Source organism: Nonomuraea sp. NPDC001636 (assembly GCF_040298265.1).
Lineage (GTDB): Bacteria > Actinomycetota > Actinomycetes > Streptosporangiales > Streptosporangiaceae > Nonomuraea.
Genome location: NZ_JBEOZT010000001.1, coordinates 331,528 through 347,092 on the forward strand (window position 1 = coordinate 331,528; position 15,565 = coordinate 347,092).

At 69.9% G+C, this 15,565-nt stretch carries 16 protein-coding genes, 1 tRNA gene and 1 riboswitch; of the genes, 10 read left to right on the plus strand and 7 right to left on the minus strand.

Annotation, left to right across the window (positions count from 1 at the left end; genetic code table 11):
* Positions 1-752 precede the first annotated feature (752 nt).
* Positions 753-1,481, plus strand: a complete 729-nt coding sequence (locus tag ABT158_RS01475; RefSeq protein ID WP_352349702.1) for a hypothetical protein — start codon at positions 753-755, stop codon at positions 1,479-1,481.
* Between the two features lie 567 nt (positions 1,482-2,048).
* Here the strand turns inward: ABT158_RS01475 and ABT158_RS01480 are convergent.
* Positions 2,049-2,120, minus strand: a tRNA-Arg gene (locus tag ABT158_RS01480).
* A gap of 114 nt (positions 2,121-2,234) precedes the next feature.
* Between ABT158_RS01480 and ABT158_RS01485 the strand changes: the two genes are divergently transcribed.
* The 4 genes from ABT158_RS01485 to ABT158_RS01500 all read left to right on the plus strand — a co-directional run bounded on the left by ABT158_RS01485 (position 2,235) and on the right by ABT158_RS01500 (position 4,382).
* Entirely contained in the window at positions 2,235-2,621 is a 387-nt protein-coding gene (locus ABT158_RS01485) for a response regulator transcription factor (RefSeq protein ID WP_352349704.1), read from the plus strand.
* A 122-nt stretch (positions 2,622-2,743) separates the two neighbouring features.
* On the plus strand, positions 2,744-3,406 hold the full coding sequence (locus ABT158_RS01490; RefSeq protein ID WP_352349706.1) for an AIM24 family protein: 663 nt from the start codon (positions 2,744-2,746) through the stop codon (positions 3,404-3,406).
* 72 nt (positions 3,407-3,478) lie between these two features.
* The gene (locus tag ABT158_RS01495) at positions 3,479-3,778 is read left to right on the plus strand and encodes an ArsR/SmtB family transcription factor (protein WP_352349708.1); all 300 of its coding nucleotides are present in this window, start codon (positions 3,479-3,481) and stop codon (positions 3,776-3,778) included.
* Positions 3,768-4,382 carry a YbaK/prolyl-tRNA synthetase associated domain-containing protein gene (locus ABT158_RS01500; RefSeq protein ID WP_352349710.1) on the plus strand — a complete coding sequence of 205 codons (615 nt, stop codon included), beginning with the start codon at positions 3,768-3,770 and terminating at the stop codon, positions 4,380-4,382. The genes ABT158_RS01495 and ABT158_RS01500 overlap by 11 nt, the downstream gene beginning before the upstream one ends.
* A 155-nt stretch (positions 4,383-4,537) precedes the next feature.
* Here ABT158_RS01500 and ABT158_RS01505 read toward each other — a convergent pair whose 3' ends face one another.
* Both ABT158_RS01505 and ABT158_RS01510 read right to left on the minus strand, forming a co-directional pair.
* Positions 4,538-5,374, minus strand: a complete 837-nt coding sequence (locus ABT158_RS01505) for a universal stress protein (protein WP_352349712.1) — start codon at positions 5,372-5,374, stop codon at positions 4,538-4,540.
* 2 nt (positions 5,375-5,376) lie between these two features.
* Positions 5,377-5,727 carry a hypothetical protein gene (locus tag ABT158_RS01510; RefSeq protein WP_352349714.1) on the minus strand — a complete coding sequence of 117 codons (351 nt, stop codon included), beginning with the start codon at positions 5,725-5,727 and terminating at the stop codon, positions 5,377-5,379.
* Positions 5,728-5,786: 59 nt separating this feature from the next.
* On the opposite strand from ABT158_RS01510, the gene ABT158_RS01515 reads away from it, so the two are divergent.
* Complete coding sequence (locus ABT158_RS01515) at positions 5,787-8,030, plus strand: glycoside hydrolase family 95 protein (RefSeq protein ID WP_352349716.1); 2,244 nt, start codon at positions 5,787-5,789, stop codon at positions 8,028-8,030.
* Here ABT158_RS01515 and ABT158_RS01520 read toward each other — a convergent pair.
* Positions 7,990-8,610 carry a class I SAM-dependent methyltransferase gene (locus ABT158_RS01520; RefSeq protein WP_352349718.1) on the minus strand — a complete coding sequence of 207 codons (621 nt, stop codon included), beginning with the start codon at positions 8,608-8,610 and terminating at the stop codon, positions 7,990-7,992. The genes ABT158_RS01515 and ABT158_RS01520 overlap by 41 nt on opposite strands.
* A 35-nt stretch (positions 8,611-8,645) precedes the next feature.
* A riboswitch (TPP riboswitch) is annotated at positions 8,646-8,758 on the plus strand.
* On the opposite strand from ABT158_RS01520, the gene thiC reads away from it, so the two are divergent.
* Complete coding sequence (thiC, locus tag ABT158_RS01525; RefSeq protein ID WP_352349720.1) at positions 8,751-10,229, plus strand: phosphomethylpyrimidine synthase ThiC; 1,479 nt, start codon at positions 8,751-8,753, stop codon at positions 10,227-10,229. Its footprint overlaps the riboswitch before it by 8 nt.
* 10 nt (positions 10,230-10,239) lie before the next feature.
* Here the strand turns inward: thiC and ABT158_RS01530 are convergent, their stop codons facing one another.
* The 3 genes from ABT158_RS01530 to ABT158_RS01540 form a co-directional block, all read right to left on the minus strand.
* Positions 10,240-11,091 carry an SDR family oxidoreductase gene (locus tag ABT158_RS01530; protein WP_352349722.1) on the minus strand — a complete coding sequence of 284 codons (852 nt, stop codon included), beginning with the start codon at positions 11,089-11,091 and terminating at the stop codon, positions 10,240-10,242.
* A 118-nt stretch (positions 11,092-11,209) separates the two neighbouring features.
* A complete protein-coding gene (locus ABT158_RS01535; protein ID WP_352349724.1) occupies positions 11,210-12,043 on the minus strand; it encodes an SCO6745 family protein in 834 nt (277 codons plus the stop codon).
* A 184-nt stretch (positions 12,044-12,227) separates the two neighbouring features.
* Entirely contained in the window at positions 12,228-13,025 is a 798-nt protein-coding gene (locus ABT158_RS01540; protein ID WP_352349726.1) for an SDR family oxidoreductase, read from the minus strand.
* 129 nt (positions 13,026-13,154) lie between these two features.
* Here ABT158_RS01540 and ABT158_RS01545 point away from each other — a divergent pair, with 129 nt between their 5' ends.
* From ABT158_RS01545 to ABT158_RS01555, 3 genes are read left to right on the plus strand one after another with little or no spacing between them, the layout of a single operon-like run.
* A complete protein-coding gene (locus tag ABT158_RS01545; protein WP_352349728.1) occupies positions 13,155-13,472 on the plus strand; it encodes a hypothetical protein in 318 nt (105 codons plus the stop codon).
* A gap of 18 nt (positions 13,473-13,490) precedes the next feature.
* Entirely contained in the window at positions 13,491-14,882 is a 1,392-nt protein-coding gene (locus ABT158_RS01550; protein WP_352349730.1) for a sensor histidine kinase, read from the plus strand.
* A complete protein-coding gene (locus ABT158_RS01555) occupies positions 14,879-15,541 on the plus strand; it encodes a response regulator transcription factor (RefSeq protein WP_352349732.1) in 663 nt (220 codons plus the stop codon). Before ABT158_RS01550 ends, ABT158_RS01555 begins: the two co-directional genes overlap by 4 nt.
* Positions 15,542-15,565: the final 24 nt, after the last annotated feature.

Genomic DNA, 15,565 nt, shown 5'->3' on the forward strand with positions numbered 1-15,565 from the left:
GTCGCGAGAGGGCGTTGCGCGCGTTGACGTCCCTTTCGTCCCTCGCCTTCGGGGAGACGGGCTGGTCAGGGCGTTGCCGGCATGGCTGGCCGGCAGTCCTGACTCGGTTTCGACGAGAACCCTGTTCGCCAGGCGCTTGAGCACGACACGGACGCGCTCGGTGTTCTTCTTCACGTTGGTAGGTCCGGTACTCGCTGATGTCGCTGTTGTTTCACAGTCATGTACCAGGGCCCGGTTCCTGGGTAGTTGGTCTGGTCATATCGACTGCCACGACGGTGCGGCAGCGCGGGTCGGCCGGCGTGACCTAACGTCGGTCATCGGTCGAGTGTCGCCACCGGTGTCTCAAGCCTGGGCTGGCGTTGACGGCCCAGAGATCAACAGGACGTGTGTGGTTCGTCAGCCAGCCGTGATCTCACGGTGCTGGTGAAGGTCGATCAGTGATCAGCCCCCACTTGGAAAGGTGTCCCTGGACGTATAACTAAGGGACACTGCAATGACGTTGTAGCGACATCGAGCGATAATGCGAAAGGCCCCTGCGTAGACCAATGACATGGCTGCAAGTATGTCAATCTGAAACCGAGATGCCAAAAAAAGGCTCAAGCTTATAGAGAAAATGATTCAAGAGGGCATTCATCGGCGCCTACAAGAACGCCGTAAAGGCCACTGTGAAGATGTGCCTGCATACCTGCTTGCTGGTATTGTCTATGTCGGATAGCTGGAAATCCTCCGCTGTAGGATGACACGCTAAGCTCATGGCGGAATGGCGTCGGCAAGCTGTTCAGGACGAGAGGCTGGAAGGCAACTTTGGTCCGGTGTCGATAAATATGACAGACACTACCAAGGCTCTCGGCTGCAAGTCCAGTGAGATGGCCGCCGAGCAATACAGCGTTCTCAGATCGGCCATCAAAGACAACAGGGTTGCCATATATGTGGCCGCGACATACATGGCCTATAATAGAGCTGGCTACCCTGCTTCCTGCTCTTCGCCTGCACTCCCGCGCAGAGTTGCTTATGAATGCCGTGGCTCAGGGGCGGATGCTAATGTGTATGCCGATAATCGTGATGGCATTCCGTGCAGTCTATGGCGCCGGATCGAAATGCGAGGAGGAGGCTTGGAGTCGTTCGACGGCGTGTCCGACCCGGTCGTTCGGCGGATGCAAGAGCAGCGTCGCTTGGCGGCGGCACACGAGAACTCCCGAGTGGCGCGTATCGCCATGGGCGTGCTGACGGGGTCGCTTGGGGTGCTTGCATCTCTGGCCGGCCTGGTGCCGACCAACCATAATTGGGATCCGTCCATGCCGGATTATAGCGATCCGGACCTGGTGATGATAGCGACGACCGCATCCGGCTTCGCCATCCTCTTGTTCATGTTGGCTGTGATATTCCTCTGGCGGAGCAAAACAGCAGTTGCCTTCCTGCTCCTCTTTCTCGTCGGCGATATTTATCGGTTCGTTACCGTGGTCCCTCATTACACAGGTTGATTCTCGTAACGGACGAGGGCGCCGGTGGGGAACAGGTCTCCTGTGAAGATCGCATTGCAGGCGCAGTGAGCCGGGCGATGGCTGTCGTACCGGCTGGTGCCCGTGGTCCTTGCTTGCTGGTCTGTGCACGCTCACCCTCGAGTTGAGGCGTCATCGTCTCTTGAGGAGTCGAATGCCGATGACCGGGGCGTTGCGACGTACCCAGCCTGGCAACCCCTACCTGGCGCGCACTCCGACCGGCCGCGATGGCTGGACGTTGTCTGCGAGCGACCGGGCAGCCCGGCGAAGCGCGATTGAGATCGACCAGCGAGATGGCCGTGCTCTCTTTGTCAGCCACCGGCCGGGGGCGTCCTCAATGCGGCGTACTGGACACCTGCCCTCCAGTGCGCCGCGCGACGGACGTTTCGTGCAGCCAGAGCCCCAGTCCAGAAAGCTCCGCACACATGGATCACGGTCCACAACCAGTCAGCGTCAACGAGAACGGGCAGGACTCCGTGAGACTGGAGGCCCGCCCGTTCCTGCGATGTTTGCCCTGGTCAGCGGTCTGAGCTGCTGATCAGGATTGTGTGCCCCCTGTAGGATTCGAACCTACGCACCCGGCTCCGGAGGCCGGTGCTCTATCCCCTGAGCTAAGGGGGCGACGAGTGATAAGGCTATCAGCATCTGGGGACCACTCGGCACCAGATAACGCTCCTCGAACGCATCCCGCGAAAACCTCACGTGACCGGCCCGCTACGGGCTAGCTTTGCGCCCGTGAGCGACGTTCTTGGCAAAGTACTGGTCGTGGATGACGACGAGGTCATCCGGCAGCTCATCGCGGTCAACCTGAACCTTGAGGGGTTCGAGGTGTCGACCGCCACCGATGGGCAGGACTGTCTGGATCGCGTGATGGACGTCATGCCGGATGTGATCACGCTGGACGTGATGATGCCCTGCCTCGACGGGTGGGCGACGGCGGAGAAGTTGCGTACGGAGGAGGCGACCAGTCACATCAAGGTCGTCCTGATCACGGCGCGGGCGCAGGACGACGACCGGAGGCGGGGGCTGGGGATCGGGGTCGACGCGTACCTGACCAAGCCGTTCGATCCGGCCGAGCTCATTCAGGTGGTGCGGGAACTCGCGTCCGGGGCGCCGAGTTGATGGGGTTGTAGAACGGCGCCGGAGTGGTGTGCCGGAGGTGGTGGGAGCGGCGGAGGTGACGCCGCTCGGGCTGGCTCCGGAGGCACGTCGGCGGCGACGACCATCGACGTGAGAGGCGCGACGTGCGTAGTTCGATCTTCGGCAACCTGGCCGGCCAGCCGCTTCCCGGCGGGTTCGCGCTGGAGAACCACAAGATGCTGCGGGTCCAGTTGCCGCACGAGGTGCTTGCCAAGCAGGGGTCCATGGTCGCCTTCCAGGGGCAGATGGACTTCGACTACGAGGGTGGCGGGCTCGGCAGGCTGCTGAAGAAGGCCGTGACGGGGGAGGGCGCCTCCCTGATGCGGGTGCGCGGCCAGGGGCAGCTCTATCTGGCCGACAATGCCGACGACATCCACCTCTTCTACCTGGAGAACGAGGGGCTGACGGTCAACGGGCGGAACCTGCTGGCGTTCGGGCCGGAGCTCAGGTGGGACATCCAGCGGGTGCAGGGGGCCGGGGTAGCGGCCGGTGGGCTGTTCAACACCACGGTGACCGGCACGGGGTGGGTGGCCGTGACCACGCACGGCACGCCGGTGCTGCTGGACGTGGCGCGGATGCCGACGTTCGTGGACGGGCAGGCGGCGGTGTGCTGGAGCACGGGGTTGCAGGTCGGGGTCAACCGCACGATGAAGGTGGGGGCTTTGATCGGGCGGGGGAGTGGCGAGGCCATGCAGTTGGCGTTCCGGGGGCAGGGGTTCGTCCTGGTGCAGGCCAGCGAAGGGGCGCCGGTGGTGCAGGCGTCCTGAAGTCCTGCGGTTCAAGGGCAGGGCGGTTGGCCGGATGTGGACAGGTAATTAGCTTATTGCCATACTGGCTCGGTGGATGTGGATCTGGTCAAGGCGCTGGCCAGTGACAAACGGCTGCTCATCCTTGAGTGGCTGCGCGACCCCGAGCGGCACTTCGGCCCGCAGCGTGACGGCGATCTCGTACGCGACGGCGTCTGTTCGTTGTTCATCGCCGAGAAGCTGGGCGTGAGCCGGCCCACCTGCGGTGAGCATCTCAAGGTGCTGGCCCAGGCGGGGCTGATCCGGGGCACGAAGATCAAGCAGTGGGTGTTCTACCAGCGCGACGAGGGCCGGATCGCCAAGGCCAAGGAGATGTTGAGCAGTGACTGGTGACGCCTACGAAGGTCCCGACGGCTCCGAAGGCGCCGATGCCGAAGAAGGCCCCAGAGCCCACCGAGGTCCCGATGCCGCCGAAAGTCCCGACGTCGGCCGGCGGACGGATGCCTATGAGCGGCTGATCGCCGATCTCGATGCCGGCGGGGCGCGGTACCGGGTGATCGACCATCCGGCGGAGGGGCGTACCGAGCAGGTGAGTGCCCTGCGCGGGCACGGTGTCGAGCAGGCGGCCAAGTGCCTGATCGTGATGGTCAAGATCGGCAAGAAACGCACCCGGCACGTGCTGGCCGTCGTGCCGGGCGACGCGCGGCTGGATCTGCAGGCGGTCAAGGGGCTGCTGGAGGGCACGTACGTGGCCTTCGCCGACAAGGACCGGGCGGAGGAACTGGCGGGCAGCGTCAGCGGGACGGTGTTGCCGTTCAGCTACGACCCCCGCCTTGAGCTGGTGGTCGATCCTTCGCTGCTGGAGCTGCCGGAGATCTACTTCAACGCCGCACGCCTCGACCGCTCCCTGGCGCTCGCCACCGACGACTACGTACGGCTGGCCGCGCCGCGCGTGGCCGGCATCGTGGCCGCGGCGGCGGTGCCGGCCGCCGGTTAGCACCGGCAGGCGTCCGGGGCAGGGCGACCGGAGGTCAGGTGCAGGTGAGGCGCGGCGGGGATTGGCGCCGGTATAGGTCTCGTTCTGGAGAATGGCGCCGGTCCAGGTCTCGTTCCGGAGGCAGGAGGGGAGGCGGTGGTCTGGGGGGACGGCCTCTAGGCGGAGGTGGCTTTGACGATCGCGAGCGGGCCTGGCGCGTGGTGCAGCATGGCCTGGCTGACCGAGCCGATGAGCATGCCCTTCAGCGTGCCGTGTCCCCGGCTGCCGACGACCAGCAGGTCGGCCCCGGCCGCCGCCTCGCGCAGCACCTCTACGGGATGGCCGTGCACGACGTCCTCGATCACCTCCACCCCGGGATGGCATTGACGGGGTATGGCGAGGAAGACCCGCAGAGCCTCGCGGGTCTCGCGTTCGGCCTCCGGATCGGCGGGCCCGAAGCCCGAGGGGCGCGGCCAGGCGAACGCCTCCACCGCGCGCAGCCTGGCGCCGCGCAGCTCGGCCTCGGCGAAGGCGAACTTCAGCGCGCGGAGACTGCCCTCGGAACGGTCGACGCCGACCACCAGCTCACCGCGCGGCACGGCGGGCGGGTCGCGGACCAGGACGACGTCCGTCTGGGCGTGCGCGGCCACCCCGTGGGCGACCGAGCCGAGCAGCAGCCCGCGTACGCCGCCCAGGCCACGACTGCCGACGACGAGCAGGTCGGCCTGCTCGGCGGTCTTGATCAGCGCGGCGCGGGGATCGCCGGGCACGAGTTCCGTGGTCACCTCGGCGCCCAGTTCGCGGGCCCGCCGTTCGGCGGCCGCGAGCACCTCCTTGGCGCCGTCGCGCATCCACCTGCCGACCTCCGCGTACCGGCCGGAGATCGGGCGGCAGACCCAGTCGGGCACCACGTGGGCCACGGTCAGCGACACCCCGCGCAGCACTGCCTCCTTGGCGGCCCAGTCGACGGACAGCAGTCCGGTCGGCGAGCCGTCGACACCTGCGACGATCATGGTCAGGCCACGTAACATTCCACTTCGGCGCGGCGATAGGCCAAGCCCTGTCTGGTGGACTCGTCGATGCACGCGCGCTCGGTCTTGCTGAGGAGCAGTTCGCCGCAGACCGTCACGCCGGAGTACGTCCGACAGTCGAGTGAACGGTTGCGCCGGCCGATGCGGTAGTTGTCCTTGACCGCCTGCCTGCACTTCTGGCGCAGGGCCGGTGTGTCGGCGTAGCGGCACTGGGCGGTCAGCGTCCGGTATTGCTGCTTGCTCACTTCCTGCTGCTCGATGCCGTCCCCAGAGGCGGCAGCCGGTCCGATCGTGGCGAGAGCCACGATCGCGGCCACAGCGGCGATCTTCATCATAGTTCCCCTGAGGGAGTCCGTACCGCCAGGGGCGATCGCCAAACCTTAGGCTGATCGCCATGCTGACGCTCCGGTACGACGAGCCCGCCCCCAGTTGGGAAGGACACGTCCTTCCGATCGGCAACGGAGCGCTCGGCGCCTGCGTGTTCGGGACGCTTGCGACCGAGCGCGTCCAGCTCAACGAGAAGTCGTTGTGGACCGGCGGTCCGGGCAGCGCGGATCCCGGCGGATCCGGCAACTGGCCGGCGGACCGTCCGGGTGCTCTGGACGCGGTGCGGCGGGTCATCGACGAGCGGGGTTCGATGGCGCCGGAGGAGGTGGCCGCGATCCTGGGGAACCCGTCCTACAGCACGGTGGGGCACATTCCCGGCTTCGGGGCGTACCAGAACTTCGGTGAGCTGCTGCTCGACGTGACCGGCGGCTTCTCCGGCGGCTACCGGCGCACGCTCGACCTGGAGACGGCGGTGGCCGCCGTGACGTACGAGGACGCCGACGGCGTGGTGCTCACCAGGGAATATTTCGCCTCGTACCCGGCACACGTCATCGTCGGCAGGCTGACGGCGGGACCTCCGGGACGGGTGGGGTTCACGTTGCGTTTCGGCACCGCGCATGACGGCGGGGAGGAAGTGACCGCCGAGGCGGGACGGCTGCGCGTCCGGGGCGTGCTGGCCGACAACGGCCTGGTGTACGAGGGCCAGGTCCAGGTGCTGACCGAGGGCGGCACCCGTACGGACGAGGGCGACCGCGTCGTGGTGACGGGCGCCGACAGCGCGGTGTTCGTCTTCTCGGCGGCCACCGACTACGCGCCCGTCCACCCCGGCTACCGCGGCCCGGACCCGGCGGCGCGGGTCACGGCGGCGGTGGACGCGGCGGCGCGGCGGCCGTACGCGGAGCTGCGGGCCGAGCACGAGGCCGACCACCGGGCGCTGTTCGGCCGGGTCCGGCTCGACCTCGGCCAGCGCATGCCCGACCTGCCGACCGACCGCCTGCTGGCCGCCTACGAAGGCGCCGGAACCCCGTCCGACAGGGCCCTGGAGACGCTGTACTTCCAGTACGGCCGGTACCTGCTGATCGCCTGCTCCCGCCCCGGCTCGCTGCCGGCCAACCTCCAGGGGGTGTGGAACGCGTCCAACTCGCCGCCGTGGGAGTCCGACTACCACACCAACATCAACCTGCAGATGAACTACTGGCCGGCCGAGCCGGCGAACCTGGCCGAGACGGCGGTGCCGTACCAGGAGTTCGTGGCGGGGCTGCGCGCGCCCGGACGCGAGACCGCGCGGTCGATGTTCGGCTCCACGGGGTGGGTGGTGCACTCCAACACCAACCCGTTCGGGTTCACGGGGGTGCACGACTGGCCCACGTCGTTCTGGATGCCGGACGCCGCCGGCTGGCTGGTGCGCCAGCTCTACGAGCGTTACCTGTTCGACGGCGACGAGCGCTACCTGCGCGGGCACGCCTACCCGGCGATGCGCGAGGCCGCCGAGTTCTGGCTGGCCAACCTGTGTCCCGACGCGCGCGACGGCAGCCTCGTCGTCTCGCCCGCCTACTCGCCCGAGCACGGCGACTTCACCGCGGGCGCGGCCATGCCGCAGCAGATCGTCCGGGACCTGTTCGCCTGCACGGCCGCGGCCGCGCGCACGCTCGGCGTGGACGCCGAGTTCGCCGGACGGCTGCGCGCGGCGGCCGACCGGCTCGACCCCGGGCTGCGGGTCGGCTCCTGGGGGCAGCTCCAGGAGTGGAAGGCCGACCTCGACGACCCGTCCGACCGGCACCGGCACGTCTCCCAGCTCTACGCCTTACACCCCGGGACGCAGCTCACCGCCCCCGAGCACCTGGCCGCGGCGCGCACCACCCTCGAAGCCCGCGGCGACGGCGGCACGGGCTGGAGCATGGCCTGGAAGGTCAACTTCTGGGCCCGGCTCAAGGACGGCGACCGCGCCCTGAGCATGCTGAGCGGGCAACTGCGCGCCAGCACCCTGCCCAACCTGTGGGACACGCATCCGCCGTTCCAGATCGACGGGAACCTCGGCGCGACCGCCGGGGTGGCCGAGATGCTGCTCCAGAGCCACGCCGGCGTCATCGAGCTGCTGCCCGCGCTGCCGGCCGCCTGGCGCGCGGGCTCGTTCGACGGGCTGCGCGCCCGCGGCGGCTTCACCGTCGGGGTCACCTGGGCGGACGGTGTGCCGGTCGAGGTCAGGCTGTCGTCGGCGCGCGGCGGGACCGCCCGGCTGCGCGGCCCCGGGTTCACGCTCGACCTGGAGACTAGGGCAGGGGAGAGCTGCGCGCTGTCGCCAGCACGCTGAACCACGTGCGGTGGGTGACGTTCGTCTCGTGCCAGGCGACCGCGAACCCGGCCGCGTCCAGCACCGCGAGCAGGTCGCCCGCGTCGCGGTGGACGAACCAGCGCTCGTACTCCGTCCGGTACGGCACCGGCTCCCAGCCCTCGCTGTCGCCCAGGGCGGTGACCAGCGCGAGCACCCCGCCGGGGCGCAGCGCCGCGTGCCAGGCGCGCAGCGTCGGCTCGGTCTGCTCGGACGGCACGTGCACGAGGGCGGCGGCCGACCAGACGCCGTCCAGGGACGCCGGCGACAGCGGCGGGCGTCGCAGATCGCCCAGAACGGTGGGAACGCCGCGCCCGGCGGCGAGCCTGGCCATCTCGATCGACAGGTCCACGCCCACGGTGGTCAGGCCGCGTCCGGCGAACCAGGCCGACTCGCGCCCCGGGCCGCATCCCAGGTCGGCGACCGTGGCTCCGGCGGGCAGGGCTGAGGCGAACCGGTCGCGGAAGGCCGCGAACGGGGGCGACGGATTGGCGACCTGCTCGTCGAACTGGCGCGCGATGCGGTCGTAGGTGGCGGTCGTGTGCGCAATGGGATCGGACATCCCCTTGATCCTGCCACGCGCGGGGTTATGATCGCGGTGACCAACGCGGGAGCCCGGTGCGGACCGGGCTGAGAGGACGGCTGTCAGCCGCCGACCGCCAGAACCTGCTCCGGATAATGCCGGCGAAGGGAGTTTGCGCGATGAGCGACGCGCGCTTTTCCAAGATCCACATCGGTGACCTCCAGGTGCCGATGCGCGAGGTCAGGCTGTCGAACGGCACGTCGGTGCGGCTCTACGACACCTCGGGGCCGTCGCGTACCGACCGCTCGGCGTGGGGGTCGCCGGTCACCCAGCTCGGCGCGGCGCGGCGCGGCGTGGTGACCAAGGAGATGGAGTTCGTGGCCGTACGGGAGGGGATGACGCCCGAGTTCGTCCGGCAGGAGGTCGCGGCCGGGCGGGCGGTCATCCCCGCCAACGTCAACCATCCGGAGTCCGAGCCGATGGCGATCGGCCGGAACTTCCTGGTGAAGATCAACGCCAACATCGGCAACTCCGCCGTCTCCTCCTCGATCGAGGAGGAGGTCGAGAAGATGACGTGGGCCACCCGGTGGGGCGCCGACACCGTCATGGACCTGTCCACCGGGCCGAACATCCACGAGACCCGCGAGCAGATCATCCGCAGCTCGCCCGTCCCGGTCGGGACCGTGCCCGTCTACCAGGCGCTGGAGAAGGTGGGCGGGCGTCCCGAGGCGCTGTCGTGGGAGGTCTACCGCGACACCCTGATCGAGCAGTGCGAGCAGGGCGTCGACTACGTGACGGTGCACGCGGGCGTGCGGCTGGCGCACGTCCCGCTGACCGCCCGCCGCAAGACCGGGATCGTCTCGCGCGGGGGCTCGATCATGGCCGCCTGGTGCCTGGCCCATCACCGCGAGAGCTTCCTGTACGAGCACTTCGACGAGATGTGCGCCCTGCTGGCCCGCTACGACGTGACGTTCTCGCTGGGCGACGGGCTGCGCCCCGGCTCGATCGCGGACGCCAACGACGAGGCCCAGTTCGCCGAGCTGCGCACCCTGGGCGAGCTGACCAAGATCGCACATGCGCACGACGTGCAGGTGATGATCGAGGGCCCCGGCCACGTGCCGATGCACAAGATCAAGGAGAACGTCGACCTGCAGCGCGAGCTCTGCGACGACGTGCCCTTCTACACCCTCGGCCCGCTCGTCACCGACATCGCCCCCGGCTACGACCACATCACCTCCGGCATCGGCGCCGCCATGATCGCCTGGTACGGCACCGCCATGCTCTGCTACGTCACCCCCAAGGAGCACCTCGGCCTGCCCAACCGCGACGACGTCAAGACCGGCGTGATCACCTACAAGATCGCGGCGCACGCGGCGGACCTGGCCAAGGGGCACCCGCAGGCCCAGGCGTGGGACGACGCCCTGTCGGACGCCCGGTTCGAGTTCCGCTGGGAGGACCAGTTCGACCTGTCGCTCGACCCGGACACCGCCCGCGCCTTCCACGACGAGACCCTGCCGGCCGCGCCCGCCAAGACCGCGCACTTCTGCTCCATGTGCGGCCCGAAGTTCTGCTCGATGAAGCTCAGCCACGAGGTGCGGGCGGGCCTGGCCGACAAGGCGGCCGAGTTCATCGGCAAGGGCGGCACGATCTACCTGTAGCCCGCCGCGGTCAGCCCGGGAGCGTCTCGCCGCCGATCGGGGCCAGCACCTCGCCCGTGTAGTACGAGGACAGCCGGTCGGCGGCGAAGAACACGTACGAAGGGGCGATCTCGTCGGGGTCGGCGGCCCGCTTCATCGGCACCTGCGCGCCGAACTTCGCCACCTTCTCCTCCGGCATCGTGGCCGGGATCAGCGGCGTCCAGACCGGGCCGGGGGCGACGGCGTTGATCCTGATGCCGCGCTCGACCAGGTTCTGGGCCATCGAGTAGGTGAAGGCGTTGATCGCGCCCTTCGTCGCGGCGTAGTCGATGAGGGTCTTGTTGCCGCGCAGGCCGTTGATCGAGGAGGTGTTCACGATCGCGCTGCCCTCCCGCAGGTGCGGCAGCGCGGCCTTGGTGACGCGGTAGTAGCTGTGGATGTTGACCGCGAACGTGTGCTCCCACTGCTCGTCCGTCAGCTCCTCCAGGGAGTCGACCGGCGCCTGGTAGGCCACGTTGTTGACCAGGACGTCCAGGCCGCCCAGCTCGGAGACCGCCTGCTCCACGACCGTCGCGCAGTGGTCGCGGTCGCCCAGGTCGCCGGGCAGCAGCACGCAGCGCCGTCCCTCGTGCTCGACCAGGCCGCGGGTGTGGTTGGCGTCGTCGTGCTCGTCGAGGTAGGCGATGGCGACGTCCGCGCCCTCCTTGGCGAACGCCACCGCTACCGCCCGGCCGATGCCCGAGTCACCGCCGGTGATCAGCGCCTTCTTGCCCGCCAGCAGGTCCCTGCCCTCGTAACCGCGCATCTCGTCGCGCGGCTCGGGGGACATCTCGTCCGTACGGCCCGGGTACGGCTGGCTCTGGGGTGGTGGTGTCTCCGACATGTCCGGCGATCTTCCCCTGACGGGGTATCGGTAACGTCATGCTTCGCCCAGGTCCGCGGTCGTCTCCTCGTCCGGCCTCCAGCTGACGGCCCTCGGGAAGGACGCGAGGCGCAGGTGATCAGCTCAGCTTGAGGAGGCCGGCGTCCACCACCCGGCGGCCGAAGGGGCGGGCGAGGGCGGCGAGGCGTTCGCAGTCGGGTTCGCCCAGGGCGCCGTACGCGGGCAGGGCCAGGGTGTCGGTGCGGGTTTCGAGGTGGTGGCGCAGGGACTTGCCTTCGGGGGTCAGGTCGTTGTCGGGGGTCAGGAGGCCGCGGGTGCGGAGGGCGGTCTCGGCGTGGGCCCACTGGTCCGGAGGCCAGGCGCGGCTCATGGTGAGGAACGGCTTGGCGACCTCGCCGCTGGCCGCGTGCAGGACGAGGGCTTCGAGGCCGGTGATGCCCTCGGCCAGCAGCGTCGCCACGTGGCCGTCGCCGCGGAACTCGCGCAGGAGGGTCTGGGCGTGCCAGAGCTGGAGGACGGGGTCGTCGGGCCAGGGGAGTGCGGCGTGGGCGGCGAACAGGGGGCGGCCCTGGGGGTGGTCGCAGGCGGCCTCGGCGGCGCGCCTGGCCAGGGTCAGTACGGGGACGAGGCCGGGCAGTTCGTGGACGGCGGCCCGGCGGAGCGCTTCGGCGGCGGCTTCGCGGCGGGCTTGCAGGACCTGGGCGGGGGTGACCCGGTCCCAGGGGAGGGAGCGGCGTACGAGGTCGGGGTTGAAGTTGTAGAACGTGGCGATGACGAGGTCGGCGGGGGCGGGGCCCAAGGGGGCGGACCGTGAGGTGAAATATCCGGACATGCCGGTGAGGCCGAGGGCGGCGTACCGGGTGGTGGCCTCGGGGACGAAGTAGATCATCCCGTGGACGGGTTCCAGGCGGCGCCAGGCTTGGCGGGCGGTCCGGGCGAGGTGCTGGTCCATGGTCGGGTCGGGCCTTTCGCGACGGGCGACGGCGAGGGGAGTGCCTCGCGGGAGTGCCTTGCGGGAGCGCTTGCCGGGTGGGCGGGGCCGGTGGTCGGTCGGGTTGGCGGGAGGCGGCCCGTGGTCGGTCGGGTTGGCGGGGAGGCGGCTCGCGGTCGGTCGGGTTGGCGGGAGGCGGGCGTGGTCAGTCGGTCGGGGTGGACTGGAGGGTGGTGATGAAGGTGGACATTCCGGCTAGCCATCTGTCCGGGGCTTCGGCCTTGCGGCGGTAGAAGTCGGCCACCTCGGGGTGGGGCAGGATGTGGAACCGTTCGGCGGCCAGGCCGTCGATCACGGCGGCCGCCACGTCGGCGGGGTCGAGGATCGCGCCCGACGCCCCCACGGCGCGCGCCGTCAGGTGGCCCTCCTCGACGCCGCGTTGCAGCATCCCGGTACGCACGCCCTGCGGGCACAGCACGCTCACCTTGATGCCCTGCGCGGCGTAGTGGATGGCCACCCACTCGGCGAAGGCGATGGCCGCGGCCTTGGTGACGGCGTACGGCGCGTCGCCGGGGCAGCTCACCAGCCCGGCCGCCGAGCAGGTGTTCAGCAGGTAGCCGCCGCCGCGGGCGACCATGCCGGGGATGACGGCGCGGGCGGCGTGCACGTGGGCCAGGACGTTGACCGCGTACAGGGAGGTCCATTCCTGGCGGGGGGCGTCGAGGCCGGAGCCGCCGATGACGCCGGCGTTGGAGCAGAACACGTCCACCGGGCCGAAGGGGGTGGGCTCGGCCAGCGCGGCCACGTCGGACTCGACGGAGACGTCCGCGCGGACGGCCACCGCCCGGTCGCCGATCTCGTCGGCCACGGCCTTCGCGCCGGGCTCGTCCAGGTCGGCCAGCACGATCCCGGCGGCTCCTTCGGCGGCGAAGCGCAGGGCCATCGCCCGTCCGATGCCGCCGGCCGCGCCCGTCACGACGATCACCTTGTCCCGCACCCTCATGAAGACCTCCTGACCGACCAGCCGGTATCAGAACATGATTCTAATGACGACCGGCCGGATGGGAAGGGATGAGAGCTTCCTCATCCTGGCCTCAGGATGGTCTCCTCCGGGCGGCAGACGCTCTACCTCATGAAACGCGTGCTGCTCATTCTCGTGGCGCTGACGGCGGCGGGGTTCCTCTCGGCCGGCTTGGTACGGGCGGCCGGCGACGGGCCCGATCTGGGGGAGTCCGTCACGGTCTCGACCTCGCCGGGGACGTCGGCCGGCGACGTACGGCCGTTCACGTCGCCGGGAACCGAGGCGGAACCCGTCAAGCCGCCCGCGCCGAAGCCCGGAGGCGGCGATGATGATGGCGACGACGACCACCATCGCGCCTGGACCGGCGGAGACGACGATGACGACGACGACCGCGAAGACGATGACGATGACGACGATGACGACGACTGAGCGGGGAGCCGGATGCGGGTGAGCGCCCGCGCCCGGATCGTGGGCTGGATGCTCGCCGTCGTCGGCCTGGCCCTGGCGGTCTCGATCTTCGCGACCTGGACCGTCCTGCTCGCCCGCCTCGACGACCGGATGAACCTGGAGTTCACCAACGAGGCCGAGAAGCTGCGCAGGTACGCCGCCACCGCCCACGACCCCCGTACCGGCCGGCCGGTCTCCGACGTGCGGGAACTGCTCACCGGCTACCTGGCGATCAACGCGCCCGACCGCTGGGAGACCTTCTTCACCATGGTGGGCGGCAGGGCCGACCGGATCACCGCCGTCACGCCCCCGGCCCGGCTCGACACCGACGAGAAGCTGGTCAAGGCGCTGGCCGCGGCCACCAGGCCCGCCTACGGCGACACCGAGAGCGTCGAGGGCACGGTCAGGTACGCCGTCATCCCGGTCAGGGTGGCGGCCGACCCCCGTCCCGGCCATTTCGTCGCCGCCGTCTTCTACGACCGCCATCGGGGCGAGATCGTGGACGCGGTCGGCGTGCTCGGGCTGTCGGCGCTGGCCGCGCTGGCTCTGGCGGGGGCGGCGGGATGGTTCGTGGCGGGGCGGGTGCTGGCCCCGGTGCGGCTGGTGAGCCAGACGGCCGAGCAGATCAGTGACTCGGCCGACCTCACCCGCAGGCTCAAGGTGACCGGCGACGACGACGTGGCCGCGCTGGCCGCCACGTTCAACCACATGCTCGATCGTCTGGAACGTTCCTTCGCCGTCCAGCGCACGTTCGTGGACGACGCGGGGCACGAGCTGCGCACCCCCATCACGGTCATCCGCGGGCACCTGGAGCTGATGGGGGACGACCCGGCCGAGCGCGCGGAGACCCTCGCCCTGGTCACCGACGAGCTGGACCGGATGAACCGGATCGTGGACGACCTGCTCACCCTGGCCAAGGCCGAGCAGCCCGGCTTCCTCGCGATCGAGGAGGTCGAGCTGGCCGACCTGACGGTGAGCGTGGTGGCCAAGGCCCGGCCGCTGGGCGACCGGCGGTGGCGGGTCGACCAGGTGGCCGAGGCGCGGATCCCGGCCGACCGGCAACGGCTCACGCAGGCGCTCATGCAGCTGGTGGTGAACGCCGTCCGCCACACCATGGACGACGATCTCATCGCGGTCGGGTCGGCCGTGCGGGACGGGCGGGCCGAGCTGTGGGTGCGCGACAGCGGGCCGGGCGTCGCGCCCGCCGACCGGGAGCGCATCTTCCGCCGGTTCGTCAGGGGTGCGGGACGTACGGGTGGGCACGACGGGGCAGGACTGGGGCTGGCGATCGTCAGATCGATCGCCGAGGCGCACGGAGGCGGTGTGAGAGTGGCGGACGTCCCGGCGGGGGGCGCTTGTTTCGTGATGACGTTGCCGCTGGCCAGGGCATGAACCGGATCCTGATCGCCGAGGACGAGAGCAGGATCGCGGCCTTCCTGGAGAAGGGCCTGCGCGGCAACGGCTTCGTCACGGCCGTGGTCACGGACGGCGTCGCGGCCTACGACCTGGCCGGTTCGGGCGGGTTCGACCTGTTATTGCTCGACATCGGGCTGCCGCTCAGCGACGGGTTCACCGTGCTGCGGAGGTTGCGTGAGTCGAAGGTGGCCATCCCGGTGATCATCCTGACCGCCCGGGGCGGCGTGACCGACACGGTCGCCGGGCTCGAAGGGGGCGCCGACGACTACATCGCCAAGCCCTTCGCCTTCGAGGAGCTGCTGGCCCGGGTCAGGCTGCGGCTGCGGGCCGACCGCACGCCCGAGCCGACCGTGCTGCGCGTCGGCGACCTGGCGCTCGACCTGCGGACCCGGCGGGCGCACGTCGGCGACCGCGTGGTGGACCTGTCCACCAGGGAGTTCGCGCTGGCGGAGATCTTCTGTCGGCATCCCGACCAGGTGCTGACCCGCGAGCAGCTGCTCAGCCACGTCTGGGGCTTCGACTTCGACCCCGGCTCGAACGTCGTGGACGTCTACGTCCGCTACCTGCGCAGGAAGATCGGCCCCGACCGCATCGAGACCGTGCGCGGCACCGGCTACCGGATGAGAGCCGCCTAATGGGCGCCTCACGGCTCCCTCACC

Excerpts from the sequence above, each read along its gene's own strand:
- ABT158_RS01475 (WP_352349702.1), top strand. The coding sequence starts at position 753 with ATGGCGGAATGGCGTCGGCAAGCTGTTCAGGACGAGAGGCTGGAAGGC.
- ABT158_RS01505 (WP_352349712.1), bottom strand. The coding sequence starts at position 5,374 with ATGATCGTCGCAGGTGTCGACGGCTCGCCGACCGGACTGCTGTCCGTC.
- ABT158_RS01510 (WP_352349714.1), bottom strand. The coding sequence starts at position 5,727 with ATGATGAAGATCGCCGCTGTGGCCGCGATCGTGGCTCTCGCCACGATC.
- ABT158_RS01515 (WP_352349716.1), top strand. The coding sequence starts at position 5,787 with ATGCTGACGCTCCGGTACGACGAGCCCGCCCCCAGTTGGGAAGGACAC.
- ABT158_RS01520 (WP_352349718.1), bottom strand. The coding sequence starts at position 8,610 with ATGTCCGATCCCATTGCGCACACGACCGCCACCTACGACCGCATCGCG.
- thiC (WP_352349720.1), top strand. The coding sequence starts at position 8,751 with ATGAGCGACGCGCGCTTTTCCAAGATCCACATCGGTGACCTCCAGGTG.
- ABT158_RS01530 (WP_352349722.1), bottom strand. The coding sequence starts at position 11,091 with ATGTCGGAGACACCACCACCCCAGAGCCAGCCGTACCCGGGCCGTACG.
- ABT158_RS01535 (WP_352349724.1), bottom strand. The coding sequence starts at position 12,043 with ATGGACCAGCACCTCGCCCGGACCGCCCGCCAAGCCTGGCGCCGCCTG.
- ABT158_RS01540 (WP_352349726.1), bottom strand. The coding sequence starts at position 13,025 with ATGAGGGTGCGGGACAAGGTGATCGTCGTGACGGGCGCGGCCGGCGGC.
- ABT158_RS01545 (WP_352349728.1), top strand. The coding sequence starts at position 13,155 with ATGAAACGCGTGCTGCTCATTCTCGTGGCGCTGACGGCGGCGGGGTTC.
- ABT158_RS01555 (WP_352349732.1), top strand. The coding sequence starts at position 14,879 with ATGAACCGGATCCTGATCGCCGAGGACGAGAGCAGGATCGCGGCCTTC.